This is a genomic window from Mesorhizobium sp. M1423 (assembly GCF_040317575.1).
GTDB lineage: Bacteria > Pseudomonadota > Alphaproteobacteria > Rhizobiales > Rhizobiaceae > Mesorhizobium.
Genome location: NZ_JAMYKU010000007.1, coordinates 99,553 through 120,505 on the forward strand (window position 1 = coordinate 99,553; position 20,953 = coordinate 120,505).

General features: G+C 63.4%; 13 protein-coding genes and 1 pseudogene. 3 read left to right on the forward strand and 11 right to left on the reverse strand.

Features of this window, described 5'->3' with window-relative positions; genetic code table 11:
• Positions 1–6 precede the first annotated feature (6 nt).
• The 10 genes and pseudogenes from NKG95_RS11325 to NKG95_RS11370 all read right to left on the reverse strand — a co-directional run bounded on the left by NKG95_RS11325 (position 7) and on the right by NKG95_RS11370 (position 15,854).
• Entirely contained in the window at positions 7–3,378 is a 3,372-nt protein-coding gene (locus NKG95_RS11325) for a transglutaminase family protein (RefSeq protein WP_353040648.1), read from the reverse strand.
• A gap of 449 nt (positions 3,379–3,827) precedes the next feature.
• A complete protein-coding gene (locus NKG95_RS11330; RefSeq protein WP_353040649.1) occupies positions 3,828–5,018 on the reverse strand; it encodes an acyl-CoA dehydrogenase in 1,191 nt (396 codons plus the stop codon).
• Positions 5,019–5,255: 237 nt separating this feature from the next.
• The gene (locus NKG95_RS11335; RefSeq protein WP_353040650.1) at positions 5,256–7,571 is read right to left on the reverse strand and encodes a Tex family protein; all 2,316 of its coding nucleotides are present in this window, start codon (positions 7,569–7,571) and stop codon (positions 5,256–5,258) included.
• A 120-nt stretch (positions 7,572–7,691) separates the two neighbouring features.
• A pseudogene (locus tag NKG95_RS11340) lies at positions 7,692–8,874 on the reverse strand (serine hydrolase domain-containing protein).
• Between the two features lie 25 nt (positions 8,875–8,899).
• Complete coding sequence (locus NKG95_RS11345; protein WP_352640216.1) at positions 8,900–10,096, reverse strand: serine hydrolase domain-containing protein; 1,197 nt, start codon at positions 10,094–10,096, stop codon at positions 8,900–8,902.
• A 45-nt stretch (positions 10,097–10,141) separates the two neighbouring features.
• Positions 10,142–11,170, reverse strand: a complete 1,029-nt coding sequence (locus NKG95_RS11350) for an extracellular solute-binding protein (RefSeq protein ID WP_352702851.1) — start codon at positions 11,168–11,170, stop codon at positions 10,142–10,144.
• 42 nt (positions 11,171–11,212) lie between these two features.
• On the reverse strand, positions 11,213–12,025 hold the full coding sequence (locus NKG95_RS11355; protein WP_353040651.1) for an ABC transporter permease: 813 nt from the start codon (positions 12,023–12,025) through the stop codon (positions 11,213–11,215).
• A complete protein-coding gene (locus NKG95_RS11360) occupies positions 12,018–12,947 on the reverse strand; it encodes an ABC transporter permease (protein ID WP_352590641.1) in 930 nt (309 codons plus the stop codon). The genes NKG95_RS11355 and NKG95_RS11360 overlap by 8 nt, the downstream gene beginning before the upstream one ends.
• Positions 12,947–14,047, reverse strand: a complete 1,101-nt coding sequence (locus NKG95_RS11365) for an ABC transporter ATP-binding protein (protein WP_352590638.1) — start codon at positions 14,045–14,047, stop codon at positions 12,947–12,949. Before NKG95_RS11365 ends, NKG95_RS11360 begins: the two co-directional genes overlap by 1 nt.
• Positions 14,048–14,186: 139 nt before the next feature.
• Positions 14,187–15,854, reverse strand: a complete 1,668-nt coding sequence (locus NKG95_RS11370; RefSeq protein ID WP_353040652.1) for an amidohydrolase — start codon at positions 15,852–15,854, stop codon at positions 14,187–14,189.
• 141 nt (positions 15,855–15,995) lie between these two features.
• Here NKG95_RS11370 and NKG95_RS11375 point away from each other — a divergent pair, with 141 nt between their 5' ends.
• Entirely contained in the window at positions 15,996–17,027 is a 1,032-nt protein-coding gene (locus NKG95_RS11375) for a histone deacetylase family protein (RefSeq protein ID WP_352481981.1), read from the forward strand.
• Positions 17,028–17,048: 21 nt separating this feature from the next.
• Here NKG95_RS11375 and NKG95_RS11380 read toward each other — a convergent pair whose 3' ends face one another.
• A complete protein-coding gene (locus NKG95_RS11380) occupies positions 17,049–18,236 on the reverse strand; it encodes a TMEM43 family protein (protein ID WP_353040653.1) in 1,188 nt (395 codons plus the stop codon).
• A 504-nt stretch (positions 18,237–18,740) separates the two neighbouring features.
• On the opposite strand from NKG95_RS11380, the gene flaF reads away from it, so the two are divergent.
• Both flaF and NKG95_RS11390 read left to right on the forward strand, forming a co-directional pair.
• Complete coding sequence (flaF, locus tag NKG95_RS11385; RefSeq protein WP_352481979.1) at positions 18,741–19,076, forward strand: flagellar biosynthesis regulator FlaF; 336 nt, start codon at positions 18,741–18,743, stop codon at positions 19,074–19,076.
• Positions 19,077–19,248: 172 nt separating this feature from the next.
• Positions 19,249–20,892 (forward strand): MFS transporter, encoded by a 1,644-nt coding sequence (locus NKG95_RS11390; protein WP_023720230.1) that lies wholly within the window; start codon positions 19,249–19,251, stop codon positions 20,890–20,892.
• Positions 20,893–20,953 lie beyond the last annotated feature (61 nt).

Below are 20,953 nucleotides of genomic sequence, written 5' to 3' on the forward strand. Positions count from 1 at the left end.
GGCTGATCAGAGTCTTTGCGGCCGCCGAAGGTCAAGGGTCATCGGGAAATCTTCAGAGGCTTCTTCGTTGCGCAGCACATAGCCGGACGGAGTATGGCCACGCGGCTCGAAGCGGGCGAGCCGCCGCGCCTCCGCTTCATTGCCGTTGACCGGGAACGTGTCGTAGCTGCGCCCGCCGGGATGTGCCACATGGTAGACGCAACCGCCAACCGCGCGGCCCGACCAGCGGTCATAGATATCGAAGACCAGCGGCGTGTTGACCGGCAGCGCCGGATGCAGGCCCGACGCCGGCTGCCAGGCCTTGAAGCGAACGCCGGCCACCGCGATCTCGCGGTTGTCGGTCACCTTCATCGGCACCCGGCGGCCGTTGCAGACGACGGCGTGACGTTCCGGGTTGAGCCCCTCGGTCTTCACCTGCAGCCGTTCGACGGAGGAATCGACAAAGCGCACCGTGCCGCCGATCGCGCCTTGCTCGCCCATCACATGCCAAGGCTCCAGTGCTTGCCTGAGCTCCAGCTTGATGCCGGCATGCTGGACCTCGCCGCAGAACGGAAAGCGGAATTCGAGCTGGGCGTCGAACCATTCCGGACGGAACGCAAAGCCGTTCAGCTTGAGGTCGTCCAGCACATCGAGAAAATCCGCCCAGACATAATGCGGCAGCATGAAACGGTCGTGCAGCGAGGTGCCCCAGCGTACGAAGCGGCCGTCGAGCGGGTTCTTCCAGGCCCGGGCGATGATGGCGCGCACCAGCAATTGCTGCGCCAGGCTCATGCGCGCGTTGGGCGGCATCTCGAAGCCGCGGAATTCGACCAGCCCCAGCCGGCCGGTCGGCCCGTCCGGCGAAAACAGCTTGTCGATACAGATTTCGGAGCGATGCGTATTGCCCGTCACGTCGGTCAGGAGGTTGCGGAACAGCCGGTCGACCAGCCACGGCAGGGGTGCCGCGCCCTTGTCCGGATGTGGCACCTGCGCCATCGCGATCTCGAGTTCGTAGAGCGAATCGTGTCGTGCCTCGTCGAAGCGCGGCGCCTGGCTGGTCGGGCCGATGAACAGGCCGGAGAACAGATAGGATAGCGACGGATGCCGCTGCCATTGCAGCACCAGGCTCTTCAACAGGTCGGGGCGGCGCAGGAACGGACTGTCATTGGGCGTGGCACCGCCGACGACGACGTGGTTGCCGCCGCCGGTGCCGGTGTGACGGCCGTCGATCATGAATTTGTCGGCGCCAAGCCGCGTCTGCCGCGCCTCTTCGTAGATCGCCGTGGTCGTCGCCACGCAATCCTGCCAATTCGCGGCGGGGTGGATATTGACCTCGATGACGCCGGGATCGGGTGCGACACGGATGACATTGAGGCGCGGATCGTGCGGCGGGCCGTAGCCCTCGATATGCACCGGCAGGCCGATAGCCCTTGCCGCGTTCTCCGCCGCCGCGACCAGTTCGAGATAATCCTCCAGCGCCTCGACCGGCGGCATGAACACACAAAGCCGTCCGTCGCGCGGCTCGACCGAAAGCGCTGTGCGCACAGCGCCGCCGATCTCGGTAATCTCCTGTTCGACGCGGTCTTGCTGGCCGGTAACGGCCGTGAAGGAGACCGCCTGCTGGCGTCGCGCCATTTCGTCGGCGCCTTCCAGTTCGGCCGGAGCGGGCGAAGAAGCAGCACCGGGCAAGATCGCCTCACGCGCCGGCAATGGTCCGCGCGGCAGCGATGGATCGACCGGTACGATATAGGGGAACTGCGCCGGCGGCACATAAGGCAGCGTGCCAAGCGGCAGGCGGTAGCCGACCGGCGAATCGCCGGGCACCAGGAACAGCCTGCCGCGCCGCGTCTTCCACTTCTCCGAGCGCCAGCGCGGTCCGGAAGCCTGGCTGTTCCAGCGCTGGACGGGCAGCACGTAGCCCGACGGCTTGGTCAGCCCGCGTTCGAACACCCGCGCCATGCGGCTGCGCTCCTCCGGGTCCTCCAGCTTCGAATTGGAGGGATCGACATTGTCCGGCAGCTTGCCTTCCTTGAGCAGCCATTCGGCCGGATCCTCATAGGCTTCGCTGACCATCGTCTTGTCGATGCCGAGTTCGTCGGCAATCGCGGTCAGCAGGCTCTCGGCCTGCTTCGGTCCGACATCCGCCTCGCTCTTTTCATGTGCGATCAGTGACGGATCGCTCCACACCGGCTCGCCGTCGGCGCGCCAGTAAAGCGAGAACGTCCAGCGCGGCAGGCTTTCGCCGGGGTACCATTTGCCCTGTCCGTAATGCAGGAAGCCGCCCGGCGCGAAGCGTTCGCGCAGCCGGCGGATCAGCGCATCGGCCTTTTCGCGTTTTGTTGGCCCGACGGCGGCGGTGTTCCACTCGGCCGCCTCGAAATCGTCGATTGAGACGAAGGTCGGCTCGCCGCCCATGGTCAGCCGCACGTCGCCGGCCTGGAGTGCTGCATCGACCTCGACGCCCAGCGCGTCGAGCGCCTGCCAGCTCTCGTCGGAGAACGGCTTGGTGATGCGCGGATGTTCGGCGATGCGGTCGACCCGCATGTCGAAGCCGAATTCGACATTGGCGAAGCTCGCCATGCCGGAGATCGGCGCGGCATTGCGGAAATGCGGCGTTGCCGCGAGCGGCACATGGCTTTCGCCGGTAAGCAGGCCGGAGGTCGGGTCGAAGCCGATCCAGCCGGCGCCCGGCAGATACACCTCGCACCAGGCATGGAGGTCAGTGAAATCGGTCGCCGTACCGGGCGGTCCGTCGAGCGCGACGAGGTCGGGTTTGAGCTGGATCAGATAGCCGGAGACGAAACGCGCGGCGATGCCGAGGTTCCTCAGTATCTGCACCAGGAGCCAGCTCGAATCGCGGCAGGATCCCTTGCCGGCGGCCAGCGTTTCCTCGGGCGAGAAGACGCCGGTTTCCATGCGCACGATATAGGCGATCTCGCGCTGCAGCCGCGCATTGAGGTCGACGACAAAATTGACGGTATTGGTCGCACTGCGGTCGATGGTTTTGAGGAACGCCTGCAACAGTGGCCCTGCCGGTTCCGGCGTCCGGTAGATGGTCAGATCGTCCCTGATCTCTTCCGGGTATTCGAACGGAAACGTCTCGGCCGACGGTTCGACGAAGAAATCGAACGGATTGTAGACCGTCATGTCGGCAACGAGATCGACCTCGATCTTCAATTCCGTTACCGGCTCGGGGAAGACGAAGCGGGCAAGGAAATTGCCGTAGGGGTCCTGCTGCAGATTGACGAAGTGGTTTGCCGGCCCGACCTTCAGCGAATGGCTGAGCACTTTGGTGCGGGAATGCGGCGCAGGCTGCAACCTTATGACTTGCGGGCCCAATACGACCGGCCGGTCGTATTTGTAGTGGGTCAGGTGATAGACGGCTGCCAGAATTGCCATGGTGCCCCTGAAGTCGGCGTTTCAAAAGGAGTTCGCTGAACCCTGACACGAATGCTGACCATTCTCCAAGCAGAGATGTTGCGCTGCACCTAAATTAAGCAGCCTCCACAGCCTCACAAACGGAGCGCCGACCCTGGGATTCCGCAGCGTTGCGGCAAAACGATACAACGGTGCAGAGCCGAAGGCCGGCGGGTCAGCACCGGGCGCTGTCCCGCCGATATCGATGATCGGCAGCCCGCGCGACGCTTGGTCGAAAAGAGCTGAAAAGAAAACCCGCCTCGGTGGGCGGGTCGCCGGTGCCAATTAGCACCATAACCAAATTAGTAGCATAGCTGCCGGCACAAAGCAAGAACAAAATGTGGCACCGTCGGCGAAAATTGCCGATCTGCCGCTTTGCGAGGGAAGATGCGAAGCAGTGGCGTCCTGGAAGCGGAGGACATCTGCCAATGCTAAAAGAACGCCTGCAACCCGGTCTGCGCCCGTCCGAGGATCAGCGCATGCACGTCATGCGTGCCCTCGTAGGTGTTGACGGTTTCCAGGTTCTGGGCGTGGCGCATGACGTGGTAGCCGATCTGGATGCCATTGCCGCCATGCATGTCGCGGGCCTGGCGGGCGATGTCGAGCGCCTTGCCGCAATTGTTGCGCTTGACGAGTGAGATCATCTCCGGCGCCATCTTGCCTTCATCCATCAGCCGCCCGACGCGCAGGCTGCCCTGCAGGCCGAGCGCGATCTCGGTCTGCATGTCGGCGAGCTTCTTCTGGAAAAGCTGCGTGCCGGCCAGCGGCTTGCCGAACTGCTTGCGGTCGAGGCCATACTGGCGGGCGCGGTGCCAGCAATCCTCCGCCGCGCCCATGGCGCCCCAGGAGATGCCGTAGCGCGCCCGGTTGAGGCAGCCGAACGGCCCCTTCAAGCCCGATACATTGGGCAGCAGCGCATCCTCGCCGACCTCGACGCCTTCCATCACCACTTCGCCGGTGATCGACGCTCGCAGCGACAGTTTGCCGCCGATCTTCGGCGCCGACAGCCCGTTCATGCCCTTTTCCAGGACAAAGCCGCGAATCTCGTTGTCATGCGCGGCCGATTTTGCCCAGACGACGAAAACGTCGGCGATCGGCGCGTTGGAAATCCACATCTTCGAACCGGAGATCCTGTAGCCGTTCGCAGTCTTTTCGGCCCGCGTCTTCATGCCGCCCGGGTCGGAACCGGCATCCGGCTCGGTCAGGCCAAAGCAGCCGATCCATTCGCCCGACGCCAGCTTCGGCAGGTATTTCCTGCGCTGTTCTTCCGAGCCATAGTCATGGATCGGATACATCACCAGCGACGACTGCACACTCATCATCGAGCGATAGCCGGAATCGACGCGTTCGACCTCACGGGCCACCAGCCCGTAGGTGACGTAGTTGGCGCCGAGCCCGCCATATTCCTCGGGAATGGTGATGCCGAGCAGACCGGCCTCGCCCATTTCGCGAAAGATCCCGGCGTCGGTCTTCTCCTCGAGATAGGCTTCCTCGATCTTCGGAGCGAGCTTGTCGGCGGCAAACGCCGCGGCGCCATCGCGCACCATGCGCTCGTCCTCCGAAAGCTGGTCCTCGATCAGGAAAGGATCGTCCCAGACGAATGCATTCTTATCGGCGGCCATGGCTCTCGGTCTCCCAAACTCATGCATGTCGCCCAAAGCTTGCCCACGGGCCTGACCCGAGGGTGTTCGGCAGCTTGGGGATAACGACATGCATCAAACAGAAATCTTGAAACGCGCGGCTTATCGGCTTCCGTCCCCAAAAAATCAAACGAAATAGCTTCGCCGATCCATGAGCATTGGTGATGGATCATCAATGTCGAGCGCCGCCTTCTGACCTGGCGTAGCCCTGCTCGCGAATTACTTGCGCTTCAACGCATCGGCCAAAGCGGCGCCGAACGCGCCCTGCTGCGCCGGCCGCTCCGGTTTACGCTGAGGCGCCGGCGCGTGCGGCACCGGCCTGCTGCCATTGTCGCGTGGCGGCTTCGGTGCGCCACCGTCGCCGTCCTTGCGCATCGACAGCCCGATGCGCTTGCGCTTGATGTCGACGTCGACGACGCGCACCTTGACCACGTCGCCGGCCTTGACCACCTCGTGCGCGTCCTTGACGAACCGATCCGCCAGTTGCGAGACGTGCACCAACCCGTCCTGGTGCACGCCGATATCGACGAAGGCGCCAAAGGCCGCGACATTGGTGACAGTGCCTTCAAGCTGCATGCCGGGCTTCAGATCCTTGATGTCGTCGATGCCGTCGGCAAAGGTCGCGGTCTTGAAGCCGGGGCGCGGATCGCGGCCGGGCTTTTCCAGCTCCGACAGGATGTCGCGCACCGTCGGCAGGCCGAAGCGCTCGTCGACGAAGACGCGCGGATCGAGCGCCTTGAGTGCGGCGCTGTCGCCCATCAGCGAGCGGAGGTCGCGCCCACAGGCGGCAACGATCTTCTTGGCCACGCCATAGGCCTCCGGATGCACGGCTGAGGCATCGAGCGGTTCGCTACCGTTGGGAATGCGCAGGAAGCCGGCGCATTGCTCGAAGGCGCGGGGTCCGAGCCGCGCCACCTTCAACAGTTCGCGGCGGCTGGCGAACGGGCCGGTCGCATCGCGATGCGCAACGATCGCTTCGGCCAGCGATGCGCCGAGACCCGAAACCCGCGCCAGAAGCGGCGCCGACGCCGTGTTGAGATCGACGCCGACGGCATTGACCGCATCCTCGACCACCGCTTCCAGCGAGCGGCCGAGCCGGTACTGGTCGACATCGTGCTGATACTGGCCGACGCCTATCGACTTCGGCTCGATCTTGACCAGTTCGGCGAGCGGATCCTGCAGGCGCCGCGCGATCGACACCGCCCCGCGCAGCGACACGTCGAGGCCGGGAAATTCCGCCGCCGCCGTTGCCGACGCCGAATAGACCGAGGCGCCGGCCTCGCTGACGATCACCTTGAGCGGCTTCGGCCCGGACCCGGCCGGCATATCAGCCAGCATGTCGGCCACCAGCCTTTCGGTCTCGCGGCTGCCGGTGCCGTTGCCGATCGAAATCAGCTCGACCTTGTGCAGCCGGATGAGCTTCGCCAGTTCGGCCTGCGTGCCGCGGACATCGTTCTTCGGCGGGAACGGATAGACCGTCGTCGTCGCCAGAACCTTGCCGGTGCCGTCCACCACCGCCACTTTGACCCCGGTGCGGATGCCCGGATCGAGGCCCATCGTCGGCCGTGAGCCGGCGGGCGCGGCAAGCAGCAAATCCTTGAGATTGCGGGCGAAGACATGGATTGCTTCCTCCTCGGCCCGCTCGCGCAAGTCCCGCATCAGATCGAGCGTCAGGTGCAGCGACAGCTTTATGCGCCAGGTCCAGCCGGCGACCTCCATCAGCCAGCGGTCGCCTGGCAACTGGCGGCCGATGGCGTAGGCGTCGGCGATCATCCGCTCGACCGGTTTCACCGGTGACACATCGTCGGCATCGACCTCGATGTCGAGCGACAGCACCTCCTCGTTGCGGCCACGCAGCATGGCCAGCGCGCGATGGCTCGGCACGTTGGCCCAGCGCTCGACATGGTCGAAATAGTCGGAGAATTTCGCGCCGGCCTCCTGCTTGCCGTCGATGACGCGCGAGCGCAGGAAGGCGCGTTCCTTCATGTAGGCACGCAGCTTGCCGACCAGGTCGGCATTCTCGGCGAACTGTTCGGACAGGATATCGCGCGCTCCCTCGAGCGCTGCCTTGGTATCGACCACGTCTTCGCTGATGTAGGCCAGCGCCAGCTCGGCCGGCACGGCCGCACGATCGGCCAGGATAGTTTCCGCCAGCGGTCCCAGTCCGCGCTCGCGTGCGATCTCGGCCTTGGTCCGGCGCTTCGGCTTGTAAGGCAGGTAGATGTCTTCGAGCTCGGCCTTTGTGACGGCCGCAGCGATCTTTGCCTCAAGCTCTTCCGTTAGCTTGCCCTGCTCGCGGATCGAACCAACGATGGTGTCGCGGCGCGCGTCAAGCTCGCGCAGATAGGCGAGCCGCTCGGCGAGGTCGCGCAGCTGTGTGTCATCCAGGCCGCCGGTGACCTCCTTGCGGTAGCGCGCCACGAACGGCACGGTCGCACCGTCGTCGAGCAAGCCGATCGCCGCCGCGGCCTGTTCGGGCCGGGCGCCGATCTCGGCGGCTATGATGGTTGCGATGCGCTTGATGTCGGATGCCATGTCGATCCTGCTGTTCGTCGAAAAGAGACGCGACCATAGGCGCAGAGCACTGCTGCGCCAACTGCGCCATTTTCAACCCGGCGAGAGGTCCACAGGAAAGGTCGGGCTGTCTGGATCGGATCAGACCATCCGGCTCAGCGCCTCGAAGAAAGAAATCATATCCAAATCGAGCGGATCGTCGACCGGTACCGGCTGCGACGACATCTTTGCGATTACCGTTTCGGCCTTCGGATTGACGTACAGCCACTGGCCGTGGATGCCGATGCCGCAAAACGCGCCGCTTGCCGCTCCCGTCTGGTACCATTTGTTGCGGTAGCGGCCCTGTGGAAACAGGAACGCCATCGTGCCGCGTTGCCAAGCCTCGGCGTCACCGCCAGTTTCGGTCGTGTCGCGCACCCAGCTCTCCGGCACGATACGGCAGCCATTGGCCATGCCGCCTTGCCGCATCATCTCGCCGACCCGGGCGAGGTCGCGCGGCGTCACCGAAATGCCGCCGGCCGTACGCGACGTGCCTTCCATATCGACCGTCACCGAGGCATCGCCGACAGCACCGAGCGGCGCCCATAATTTCTCGCGCATCAGATCGGCGAAGCGCCGGCCCGACGCACGTTCGAGCAGGATGCCGAGCAGGTCGGAATTGGGCGAACGGTAGCGGAACGTTTGGCCATGCGGCTCGGTCAGACCTTGCAGCGTCATGAGGAAAGTGGCCAGGCTCTCGGAGCCCCCGCCTGGATTCCACAAGCATGGCGCGGCGATAGCGGGCGAAGGCGCTTTCCGGATCGAGATAGGCCTCTTCGAAATCGAGGCTGACACTCATATCGAGCACGTGCCGCACACTCGCATCGCCATAGGCCGAGCCGGCAGCTTCGGGCAGATAGCGGCTTACCGGAGCCTGCGGATCGAAAATCCCCTCGCCTGCCAATATCCCGGCAACAATCGCGGTCAGCGACTTGCTGATCGAAAAGACGATGTGGCGCGCCCCGAACTCCATATGCGGTGCGAACCAGTCGCCGACGAATTTGCCGCCTTTCATGATCGTCAGCGCGTCGGTATCGGAGCGCTTGAGAAAAGCTGCGACAGTCTCCGCGCCGCCTGCAAGAGCGACCTTTTCACCAAGTAGCTCGCCGAAATCCTGCGCCGGCGCCTCGCTGCTGCCCGGCTTTGCCGCCACGGCAGCGCTCGGCACCAGCTCGCCGGCATTCTGGAACGACCACCGGCTGAACGGGCTTTCTCGCCAATTGCCGAGCAGCACTTGGTTTCGGGCAAAGCCATACCTGGTCTCGAACGCGGTCTTGCCGGCCATTGGAGCTTCCTTCGGTCTTGGCGTTCTAGGCGAGCGCCGCGGCGATCGCGTGCACGGCTTTCAAAGTCGCCACCGAATAGGCGACGTTGGTAAAATCCGGATAGCTCGAAAGCTTCACCACGACCATTTTCATGTTCCAGTCGATATGGATCAGCTGCCCGAACACGCCCCGGCACATCAGTGCCCGCGAGCGCGGGTCCTCGATCCAGAACTGGTTGCGGTAGCTGCCTTCCGGCAGGCTGGGACTGAAGTCCGGTCCATGCCTGCCATTGCGCGTCGCCTCGATCCAGTCGGCCGGCACGACGCCGCCGCCATTGTCGAGGATCAGCTGGCCGAAGCGGCCATAGTCGCGCAGCGTGGCGTTGAAGCCGCCGTCGGCAACTGCATAACCGGCGCTGTCAACGGTGAAGCAGGCACTTTCATCCGCGCCGAGCTTTTGCCAGAGCTCTTCCGAGACCAGCTGCGCCAGGCGCTTGCCGCTCACCCGTTCCATGATGAAGGCAAGCACGTCGGTCTCGATCGAGCGGTATTCGAAGGCAGCGCCGTGCGGTCGGCTCTTTTCCTTAAGCCCCAGGATCAGCTCGAACATGTGCGACGGCCAGCGGAAGGCCGGATCGCTGTCCGGCGGCACCGGCTTCCAGCCGGTGGCGACATCGACCTGGCCGATGTCCGAATAGGGATCGGTGTATTCCTCGGAAAAGCTCACCCCGCTCGTCATGTCGAGCGCATGCTGCACACTGGCGCCTGCCCAGCCGGTCGCCTCCAGCTCCGGCAGATAGGTCGTCACCGGCAAAGCCGGATCGATCAGCCCGCGTCCGACCAGTATGCCGAACACCGATGCGGTGACCGACTTCGCCATCGACTGCGACAGATGCAGCGTGCGCTCGGTCATGCCGTTGAAGTAGCGCTCATAGGCGACCTTGCCGTCCTTGAGCACGAGGAACCCGTCGGTGTAGGTCTCGTCGAGCAGCCCGGCCAGCGTCGTCGCCTTACCCGTGCTGTCGCTCACCGGCAGCGCATCGAAATCGACCTCGGCCCGGTCCAGCCTGTGGCGATGGCCGTTGCCGCGCCAGACTTCGACGGTCGGCAGAATTTCGCGGATATGCTGGAACGCCCATCGGTTCCATGGCGGCCGGTCCCAGTCGAGCTTCGGCGGAACCATCTGCGGCGGCGAACCCTGCATGATCGGCGGCGCCGGTTCGCTGTTGCGGTAAGATTTCATCCAACCCCCTTGCGCAAGGAAGGGAGGCCGAAGCCTAGAGCAAGGCTACTTGCGCAAATTGGTCCAGATCTTGTTGTAGATCTCGACCACTTCCGGTGGGCAAGGCGGTACGAATTCCGCCGCCGGTGCACCGGCCGGCGGATTGATTTCCGGCGCGCTGGCGAAATCGGGCGGCAGGAACTTGTGACTGCCGGCAATGCCGTTGTCGTAGCCGGCGAATTCCGAAATCAGCGCCGCGTTTTCCGGAGCCATGACGAAATCCTGGAACAGCTTGGCGTTTTCGAGATTCTTGGCGCCCTTCAACACGGCGACATTGTCCATCCAGCCTTCGATGCCTTCCTTGGGATAGGCATATTTGATCGCCGGGATTTTCTGGCGCGCACGATAGGTTGCGCCATTCCAAGCCTCGGTAACGATCACGTCGCCGGAGGTGATCTTGGTTATGGTGTCGTAGCTGAAGGTCTTCCATGACGGCTTGGCGGCCATCAGTATGTCGTTGACCTTCTTCAGATTGGCCTTGTCGGCGCCGCAGCGCGGCACGCCGGCATAGCGCTCGGCCGCATGCATCACAGTGTTGACATCGTCGAGCATGTTGATCTGGCCCTTCAACTCGTCTGGCGGATCGAACAGGATCGCCAGCGTGTCGATGTCGCCCTTGTATTTGTCGGTGTTGACTTCGAACGCAGTGGTGCCGAATTGCCACGGGACGGTGTAGTGACGGCCATTGTCCCAGTAAATGTCGACGAAGCGCGGGTCGAGATTCTTGCCGTTCGGCATCGCATTGGGCTCGGTCTTTTCGAGCAGGCCCTCATCGATCATGATCTTCACGGTGTAGTCGGAAGGGACGACGATGTCATAGCCGGAATTGCCGGCGCGTACCTTCGACAGCATCGTCTCATTCGAATCGTAGTCGTCCAGCGTCACTTTGACGTTGTACTGTTTTTCGAATTTTTCGATCAGCTTCGGGTTGGTGTAGTCACCCCAATTGTAGATGTGCAGCTCACCGTCGGCGAGCGCAGGCACCGCCCATAAAAGCGCCGCCGTCGACACGGCAGCCATCATTTTCCTAGACATCACACTCTCCTTTGCCTTCCCATTGATTCACTGGCCTATAATTTACTTGGCGCGTCGGCGCGCGATCAGGAACGAGATTGAGACGAACAGGATCGAAACCAGCAACAGGATGGTGGAGATGGCATTTATCTCCGGCGTCATTGGCCGCCTGATCTGGTTCCAGATGTAGAGGGGCAGCGTCGTCTGCCCGGGGCCGGCGACCAGCTGCGTGATGGTGAAATCGTCGAAGGAGACGATAAAGGCGAGCGCCCCACCTGACAGGATGCCGGGAACCAGCAATGGCAGCGTTATGCGCCTGAAAGCATGCCACGGCGTGGCATAGAGGTCGGCCGCCGCAGCTTCGAGCGTCAGGTCCATGTCCTCGAGCCGCGCCCGGATCGGCATATAGGCGAATGGAATGCAAAAAACGGTGTGGGCGAGGATCAGATTTCCGATGCCGAAATTGAGCCCGAAAGTGCCCGCGATCAACGCAAAGAAAGAGAGCGTCGCCACCGCTGTGATGATTTCCGGAACCATCAGCGGCAGGTTGATGACCATGAAGGCGGCCGACAGCCCGCGCCACGGCTTCACGCGGGTCATGCCGATTGCCGCCAGCGTCGCGGCGATCGTCGAAACGATCGTGGCGGTGACAGAGATGATCAGCGTGTTCTTGGCGGCGTTGTGGAATTCCTGGTTGAACAGCGCCCTGCCATACCAGCCGAACCCGATGCCCTCCCAACGCGTCACCAGAGACCCTGTATTCAGCGAAAAGATCATCAGGATCAGGATCGGCGCGTAGAGCACGCAGAGGCAGATGATGGCGATCGAGCGGAACCCCGGCTGGTCCTTGATATCGGCACTGCGGGGGTCAGCCATGCGCCATCTTCCCCGACGTGTTGCGGACATAGAAGTAGAGCGCCACCAGCACCGCGGCCATCAGGATCAGCGCCTGCGCGCAACCGAGCGGCCAATTGCGCCCGGAACCGAACTGCTGGGCGATGAGATCGCCGATCATCAGATGGATGCCGCCGCCCAGGATCAGCGGCGTCACATAAGCGCCGAGGGCCGGAATGAAGACCAGCAGGCAGCCGGCGATGATGCCGGGCCGCGACAGCGGGATGATCACGCGCCACAGCACCTGCCGACGTGTCGCGTAGAGGTCGTAGGCGGCCTCGACCAGCCGGAAATCCAGCTTCTCCAGGCTGGAATAGAGCGGCAGCACCATGAACGGCAGGAACGAATAGAGCAGGCCGAGCTGGATGGCGAAGTTGGTGTAGAGCATGGTGATCGGCTTCTCGATCACCCCCAGTGCCATCAGCGCGTTGTTGATGAGGCCTTCGTCGCGGATGATGAACATGATGGCGAGCGTGCGCACCAGAAGGTTCGACCAGAATGGGATGGTCATCAGCAGCACCCACCAGTTGCGCTGCGCCGGCGGTCGCGTCGCCATGAAATAGGCGGTCGGAAAGCCGAGCAGCAGGCAGATGATCGTCGTCACCACGGCAAACAGAAACGAGCGCAAATAGATGATCAGGAAATCCGGCGTGAACTGCAGCGTGTCGTCGAAAATATCGCGCTGGAACAGGAAGTTCAGATAGGCGTCTGTCGAGAACTTCCACTGCACCCCGCCATAGGGTGCTGCGGCGAGAAATGAATAGATGAGGATGATGAGAAGCGGCAGCACGCCGAAGATGCCGATGATTACCAAAGCCGGTAGCGAAAGCAGGCGGTGGCGCCTTGCAGTGGCTTTCTCCGCCTCCGCTTCGAATACCGCCGCCTTGGAAAACGTGACTGCCATCAATCCCTCAAAATGCGCGCGCCATCGTCCTCGAACACGACACCGACCTTGGCGCCCGGCTCGAATGAGACGGCGCCCGAGCGGCTGTTCTGGTGGCGCACGATGAAATCGTCGCCGCCGTCGAGCTTCACGTGATAGTGGGTGTCGGTGCCGAAATAGACGACATTTGCCAGGGTTCCCGAGACCATGCCCTTGGCGGCATCGGCGACGAGATCGGCATGTTCCGGCCGCACCACAACAGTCACCGCGCCGGAAGGGTCGAAGTTTTCCGGAAATCCCGCCGCGACCGTCGCTTCGGAGGCGATCTTCACCATCGCGATACCGGATTTCTTCGACACGACAGTGCCCTTGAGGAAATTGGTTTCGCCAATGAAGTCGGCAACGAAGCGCTCGGCCGGCCGGTCGTAAATATCGCGCGGCGTGCCGACCTGCAGGATCTTGCCGGCCGACATCACCGCGATGCGGTCCGACATGGTCAGCGCTTCTTCCTGGTCATGGGTGACGAAGATGAAGGTGATGCCGGTCTGGTGCTGCAGCCGTTTCAGTTCGATCTGCATTTCCTTGCGCAGCTTGTAGTCGAGTGCCGACAACGGCTCGTCGAGCAACAGCACTTTTGGCTGCGGTGCCAGCGCGCGCGCCAGTGCCACGCGCTGCTGCTGGCCGCCGGAGATCTGGCTGGTGCGGCGGGCACTCAGCGCCTCCATCTTGACCAGCTTCAGCATCTCGGCGACGCGCGCCTTGATTTCGGTCTTCGGCTTGCCCAGCATCTCCAGGCCGAAGCCGATATTCTCGGCCACGGTCATGTGCGGGAACAGCGCGTAGGACTGGAACACGGTGTTGACTGGCCGCTTGAACGGCGGTAGCGGCGCGATGTCGTGCCCGTGCAGCAGGATTTCGCCTTCGCTGGGAAAATCGAAGCCGGCGATCAGCCGCAGCAGCGTCGTCTTTCCGCAGCCCGACGGCCCCAGCAGCGTGAAGAACTCGTTCTCGCGGATCGACACCGAAACCGTGTCGAGAGCGGCGACTTGGGCGTCCCCGGTACCGAACACCTTGCGGACGCCGCGGACCTCGATTGCACTCTTACCCGGTTGATCCGGCACGCATTACCCCATTTTCATGTCCGCTCTTGATGGCGGATCCAGTTCCCATTCGATGGTCAGCATATGCCGGTCGGCTTGGCAACCATGCATCTGGACCTCGGTTCAGAATGCAAGCTCCGTGCCATCGTCAGCGTCATCATCAACCCTGGTAAGTGATCTTGCCGCCGCAGATGGTGCTGACCGGATGCACCTTGTGTAGCAAACCCGGTTCAGTTGCCTCGATATCGGCCGACAGCACCACCAGATCGGCCAGATAGCCTGGTTTCAGCCGGCCTTTGCGGTGTTCCATGAATTCGGCATAGGCACCTTCGACCGTATAACCGGCAAGCGCCTCGATCAGCGAGAAGCTCTGGTCTGGATCGCCCTCTGCCCAAGGCTTGCGCAGCACCGCCGCCTGAATGCCCAGGATCGGGTCGACCCGCGACACCGGCCAGTCGGAAGCGAAGACGACATGCGCGCCCGCCTGTTTCAGTGTCCGCCAGGCATAGCTCAGCGGCCATCTTTCGCGGCCGATGCGCGAAAGCGTCGGCTCCAGCGGGAAGTCCATGGCGCCGGGCGGGTGCGGCGGCTGCATCGAGGCGATGACGCCGAGTTCGGCGAAGCGCGGCACGTCGGCGGCAGTGGTGACCTCGATGTGCTCGACCCGGTGCCGGCTGTCGCGCCTGCCGTTCTTCCGCTGCGCCGCCTCGTAACCGTCGAGAACCGCGCGCACCGCGCCGTCGCCGATCGAATGCACGGCGATCTGCAGGCCGCGCCGGTCGGCCTCCAGCGCCACCTCGGCGAAATGCTCGGGCGTAAACAGCGGCTCACCGCGCCAGCCCGGCCGGTCGGCATAGTCGTCGACCATGACCGCGGTCCAGCCTTCCAGCACGCCGTCGTAAAACATCTTGACCATGCCGGACGACAGCCATTCCGATTGGTAGGAGTTGGCCATGCTCGATGCCTTTTCCAGCATGTCGAGCGTCATGAAATTCTTGAAATGAAAAGGTATCTTGGTGCGGCAGAGCAGCCGCCCTTCCTGTTCCAGCCCGGCTAGCAGCTGGAGCTGGTAAAAATTGCCGTCCATGTTCTGGATCGAGGTGATGCCGTGGCGGGCGCACCATTCCAACCCGCGATGCATCAGGTCGCGATCGGCAGCGACTTCGGCGGCGGAAGGGTACGGCTCGGGCTCGCCGCCTGTCGCAAGGCCGAGCCGCACGCGGTTCTGCCCGGAAAGCTCGAGGATCGGCCCGAACGCCTCGCCCTCGCGCAATTCGCCCGCCGCCAGGCCATCCGCTCCCATGACGATCTCGTTGCCGGGACCGAGTTGCTTGCCGTGCAGGATGCCAGCCAGTTCCAGCGCCTTTGTGTTGGCCCACATCGTGTGGTGATCGGAAGCCGACATCGCGAACGGCCGGTCGGCGATGATGCGATCGAGATGATGGCGGGTGACCGGCTCTTCCTTGGAAAGGATAGTGTAGTCGACGCCGGCCCCCAGCAGCAATTTGGCGTTCGGCCGTGCCGCCGCGTAGGCGCGGATCGCGTCGCTCAGCGCATCGAAGCCATGCACGCCCTGAAGGTGCAGATTGTCGAGTTCGGCCGCGCCGCCGAAAAGATGCATATGCGCTTCGATAAAGCCCGGCACCACCGACCCGCCTTGCGCATCGATGACCTTCGTGGCCGGCCCTTTCAGCGCCTCGATCGTCCGGCGATCGCCAACCGCCAGGATGTTGCCGTCCTTTATCGCCACCGCTTCGGCCGTCGGATTGCCTTCATCCATGGTCAGCACGCGGGCATTGGTGACGATCAGGTCGGCATTTGAACTCATGATTTCCCACGGTTTGGTTGCGCTGCCGGCAGGCTAGACGACCGGCTGCCGTGCCAGCAAGCCATGGCTGGTTGGCCCAGCGCCTTGTGAAGGGCCATGCAGGACGGTTAGGGTCGCCGCGTCTCACCACGGAAAGATTTCATGAAGACTGTTTTTTCGCCTCTCCATGCCGGCCATTCCGGCAATGTCGAACTGATCGCCGGCGCCATCGTGCCGGCTTTTGAAAAGCCCTCGCGCGCCGAGTTCATCAGGGCGCGGGTGGAGAGCGAAAAGCTCGGTCCGATCCTGTCACCGGAAAGTCACGACCTCGCCGCCGCCAAGAAGGTTCATGCCAGCGACTACATCGATTTCCTGCCGACCGTGTGGCCGCTCTGGGAAGCGTCGGGCCGCACCGGTTCGGCCATTCCCTTCACCTGGCCGACGCGCGGCCTGCGCGGCGACGTGCGCCCGAAAGGCATCGATGCGTTGCTCGGCTTCTACTCCTTCGACGGCGGCGCGACTTTTGTCAAAGGCACATGGGACGCTATCAAGTCGTCCTATGATGTCGCGCTGACAGCCGCCGCGCTGGTCAAGGCCGGTGAGCCTTCCGCCTTCGCGCTGTGCCGCCCGCCGGGGCACCATGCAGGGGCGGCCTTCATGGGCGGCTATTGCTTCATCAACAACGCCGCCGTCGTCGCGCAAAGGTTTCGCGACCATGGCGCCGGGCGCGTTTCGATCCTCGACATCGACTATCACCACGGCAACGGCACCCAGGAGATATTCTATCGCCGCGGCGACGTGCAGGTGCTGAACCTGCATGGCGATCCGATGACCGAATATCCGTTCTTTCTCGGCCATGCCGACGAACGCGGCGAGGGCGACGGCGAAGGCTTCAACGACAATTATCCGATGCCCTTCGGCACCGGCTGGGACGTGTGGAACGCCTCACTCGAGGAGGCCTGCACGAGGCTTTCGGCTTATGCTCCTGACGTCGTCGTGGTTTCACTCGGCGTCGACACTTTCGAGAAGGACCCGATCAGCCAGTTCAAGCTGAAAACGGAAAACTATCCCAGAATCGGCCGCCGCATCGCCAGGCTCGGCCTGCCGACGCTGTTCGTCATGGAAGGCGGCTACGCCGTCGAGGAGATCGGCGTCAACGCCGTCGGCGTGCTGACCGGCTTCGAGGACCGCTAGAAGTGCCGCCGGTGCCTGCAATCATGTAGCGGCGCTCGGCGTGGCAAGCGGTGCGGCCTGCCTGCGCGAGCGGCCAAGATAATAGACCGCCGCCGCCGCGATGACGCCGGCGGCCAGGATGCCTGCCGCCAGCACCGGCCGGTACCAGAACCAGGCGATCGCCATCGTCGTCGTGCCGACCAGGATCGCCAGGAAAAAGGCAATGATGCCGGTGCCCATCCGCGCCACGCTGCCGAGCAAAGGAATAATGTCGAGGACGACGCCAATCGGGCTGAGCAGCAGGGCAAAGCCGATGGCCAACAGCAGCAGGCCGGCGGCGCGCAGCAGCCAGGTGATAAGCGTGTTCTGGCTGACCGCGTCGGCGAACATCTTTTCCGCCGGCACATTGCCGATGTCGACCATCAGCAACTGGTCGCCGGCCTTTGTCTGGTAGGGTTCGAACCCGCCCGCTGCCTGGCGCGCGACGACGCTGACCAGGCCGAGCGGCGCCAGCTCGTAGCCAATGCGATAGTCGCCCAGCGCCGGCGACGTGGTGTTGAAGCCGAGATAGATCTTTCCGTCGACGATGTTGACCCGCTTGGTGCCGGTATAGGCGGCATCGATGGTAGCCGACTGGTCCGGTGACAGTGAAAATTCCTTGTCGCCGCCGATCAGGTCCAGCACCGGCCGGACGAGCGTGAAGGCACCGAGCTTGCCGTCCGGGATCTGGAACCTCTTGCTGTGTATCTCCATCGGCGGATTCTCATGGCCGTCCGGCTTCTTGAACTCCGACGAGTTGATCTGGCTGTCGTCCCACACTTTCGAATAGCTGTAGGTTGTCACCGTCTCCTCGCCGCCACCAAGCTTCTTCGTCGTCTCGGATTTCTGTTCTTCTTTCCACTGGTACATCTCGGTGCTGCGCGACAGCCGCAATCCTTGCGCCGAAATGCCAAAGTCCGGATCGGCAAGGCCGCCGCTCGCCGTCACCGCCCCGGTGACATGGACAAGCTTGCCGTCATTGCCAGCATCGATGCTATCGGCGCCAACCGAGATCACCGCGCCCGATCCCTCGGCCAGCGAACGCGCCGTCTGCACGGCGCGACCCTCGTTCCAGAACAGGCCGATCACCATCAGCACGATCAAGAGCAAGCCGAAAACGATCCCGCCGACCGCGCGCTTGATCCGCCCGAACCACGAGACGGACGTTATTTCCTGAATTGAATCGCCCATTGTTTCCCCCAATTCCCCAAAGCCAGTTTCACGAATCCGCGCTCTGTCGCGCAGTGGCATGCAACCGGCGTTACGCCAAACCGAGACAGACGCCCCATCCGTCCCGACAACAGGAGCCTATCGCAATCGACGAATTGCCGATACGGCACACTTGCAGTTGGATCCGACCGCCGCAAAGCACACGGGCGCTTCGAAAATGTACCGTCGGAGCGCCCCGACCGATGGAATTCGTTTCAGTCAAATCGCGTTTGATGTCGGATTCGTCTACGGTTAGATTGTAGCCGAATCAGCCGTTCCTCGGGGGCGCGGCGACCACCAAAACCTCATGTTCCGGAGCCATTCCGGAGCCGGATTCGCGCTCCCTGCAACAGGTGCGATTTTGTGCGCGGCGTCGCGTGGTGGTGTCCCTGGTGAAGTGATGCGTATTCGGCAGCTGGCGATGCCAGCATCTGGATCAAATCTCGCAACTCGATCTGTTGAGTTTCCTGACCTAGAGCAGCAACGATGTATCAATTCCCCCGAGCCGAAATGCAGACCGCTGCCGGGGCCAGGCATCGGCAGCTTCTTAGCCGTTCGATCCACATGCTGTTGGCGGCGATGGCGGCTGGCCGCGATTCGCTGGAAGCGGCCGAGGCCCTGCATTTCACCAGTCGCGTCTGGACCGCCTTCGTCGAAGATCTCCGCTCTGGCGACAGCGCCCTGCCCACGGAGCTGCGCGCCAATCTCATCTCGATCGGTTTGTGGCTGCTGCGCGAAACCGAAGACATCCGCCAGGGCCGCACCGACAATTTCGAAGGCTTGATCGAAGTGGCGGCGATCGTCAGGGACGGCATGCAGTGAGCCCGCTATGGCGCGCGCGGACGGGCTCCGCGCTCGCTATCTTGTTGTTGGACCATGATCTTTCTCGAGAATGCGTTCGCCCTTTGCGCTGTGATGTTCTATTTTTTGAATCCATGGCTTGAGGGGCCGATTCATCGCAAGAACAAACGCATTTGAGCCCGGGAAAGCATCGATGAACGACGACACACCGGAAAGCGAAAGCGCCTCGGCGCTGGCGCCGTTCCGGCACGGCATCTTCCGGGCGGTGTGGTCCGCCAGCCTCGTCTCCAATTTCGGCGGCCTCATCCAGGGCGTCGGTGCCGCCTGGATGATGACTACGATCGCTACCTCGTCCTACCAGGTCGCATTGGTCCAGGCCTCGACCACTTTGCCGATCATGCTCTTCGCGCTGCTGGCCGGCGCCATCGCCGACAGTTTCAACCGGCGCAAAATCATGCTGATCGCGCAGATCTTCATGCTCGCCGTCTCGGCTCTTCTCACCGTCTTCACCTATCTCGACCTGATGACGCCGTGGACGCTGCTCGCCTTCACCTTCCTGATCGACAGTGGCACCGCGCTCAACAGCCCGTCCTGGCAGGCTTCGGTCGGCGACATGGTGCCTCGTCCCAAGGTGCCGGCGGCGATCGCGCTCAACTCGATGGGCTTCAACCTGACGCGCAGCGTCGGCCCGGCGATCGGCGGCATCATCGTTGCCGCCGCAGGCGCCGCCGCGGCCTTTGCCGTCAACACGCTGAGCTATGTCGGCCTCATCGTCGTGCTGGCCCGCTGGAGGCCGGAACTGCCGGCATCGACCTTGCCGCGCGAGACGCTGGGCGCCGCAATGGGCGCTGGCCTGCGCTACGTCGCGATGTCGCCCAATATCGGCAAGGTGCTGGTCAGGAGCTCGGCCTTCGGCTTCAGCGCCGGCGCGGTCCTGGCACTGCTTCCCCTGGTCGCGCGCGACGTCGTCAAGGGCGACGCCTTGAGCTACGGCATCATGCTCGGCGCCTTCGGCATCGGCGCCGTCGGCGGCGCGCTGACCAGCGTCAGGCTGCGGCAGCTGCTGTCCAGCGAAACCATGGTGCGCATGGCATTCGCCGGTTTCGCGCTCTGCGCCTTCAATGCCGCCGTCAGCGAGAATGCCTGGCAGACGTCACTCGGCTTGCTGGTCGGCGGCGCCTGCTGGGTGACAGCGCTTTCGCACTTCAATGTCACCGTGCAGATGTCGACGCCGCGCTGGGTGGTCGGCCGCGTGCTTTCGGTCTACCAGACCGCAACCTTCGGCGGTATCGCGCTCGGCAGCTGGGTCTGGGGCGTGGTTGCCGACGCCCATGGCGCCGAAGTCGCCCTGATGGCGGCCAGCGTCGCGATGCTGGCGGGAGGCGCCATCGGCCTGCTGCTGCCGCTGCCGCAGCAGGCCGTGCTCAACCTCGATCCGCTTAACCGCTTCCAGGAGCCGCATCTGGCGCTTGATCTCAAGCCGCGCAGTGGTCCCATCGCCATCATGATCGAATACGTGATCCGCAACGAGGACGTACCGGAATTCCTCGCCACCATGGCCGAACGGGGCCGCATCCGCCGGCGTGACGGCGCCCGCAACTGGACATTGGCGCGCGATCTCGAAAATCCCTCGATATGGATCGAGCACTACCACACGCCAACCTGGGTCGAATATATCCGCCACAACAGGCGCGCCACCTACGCCGACGCGGTCATCGGCGAGCGTATAAGGGCCCTGCACAGCGGCAACGAGCCACCCCGCGTCCGCCGCATGATCGAGCGGCCGACGACAGCCGGCACGGCGCTGGTGATGCCGAAGGGACCGATCGAGCATTAGTGGCTGGCGGCGCGTCCAGTTGGACGAGCAAATGAAAATTGCGGCGCCTGGCCCAATCCGC

What these genes read in the sequence shown, in the direction of transcription:
- NKG95_RS11325 (WP_353040648.1), bottom strand. Translation starts at nt 3,378, where the DNA reads ATGGCAATTCTGGCAGCCGTCTATCACCTGACCCACTACAAATACGAC.
- NKG95_RS11330 (WP_353040649.1), bottom strand. Translation starts at nt 5,018, where the DNA reads ATGGCCGCCGATAAGAATGCATTCGTCTGGGACGATCCTTTCCTGATC.
- NKG95_RS11335 (WP_353040650.1), bottom strand. Translation starts at nt 7,571, where the DNA reads ATGGCATCCGACATCAAGCGCATCGCAACCATCATAGCCGCCGAGATC.
- NKG95_RS11345 (WP_352640216.1), bottom strand. Translation starts at nt 10,096, where the DNA reads ATGAAATCTTACCGCAACAGCGAACCGGCGCCGCCGATCATGCAGGGT.
- NKG95_RS11350 (WP_352702851.1), bottom strand. Translation starts at nt 11,170, where the DNA reads ATGTCTAGGAAAATGATGGCTGCCGTGTCGACGGCGGCGCTTTTATGG.
- NKG95_RS11355 (WP_353040651.1), bottom strand. Translation starts at nt 12,025, where the DNA reads ATGGCTGACCCCCGCAGTGCCGATATCAAGGACCAGCCGGGGTTCCGC.
- NKG95_RS11360 (WP_352590641.1), bottom strand. Translation starts at nt 12,947, where the DNA reads ATGGCAGTCACGTTTTCCAAGGCGGCGGTATTCGAAGCGGAGGCGGAG.
- NKG95_RS11370 (WP_353040652.1), bottom strand. Translation starts at nt 15,854, where the DNA reads ATGAGTTCAAATGCCGACCTGATCGTCACCAATGCCCGCGTGCTGACC.
- NKG95_RS11375 (WP_352481981.1), top strand. Translation starts at nt 15,996, where the DNA reads ATGAAGACTGTTTTTTCGCCTCTCCATGCCGGCCATTCCGGCAATGTC.
- NKG95_RS11380 (WP_353040653.1), bottom strand. Translation starts at nt 18,236, where the DNA reads ATGGGCGATTCAATTCAGGAAATAACGTCCGTCTCGTGGTTCGGGCGG.
- flaF (WP_352481979.1), top strand. Translation starts at nt 18,741, where the DNA reads ATGTATCAATTCCCCCGAGCCGAAATGCAGACCGCTGCCGGGGCCAGG.
- NKG95_RS11390 (WP_023720230.1), top strand. Translation starts at nt 19,249, where the DNA reads ATGAACGACGACACACCGGAAAGCGAAAGCGCCTCGGCGCTGGCGCCG.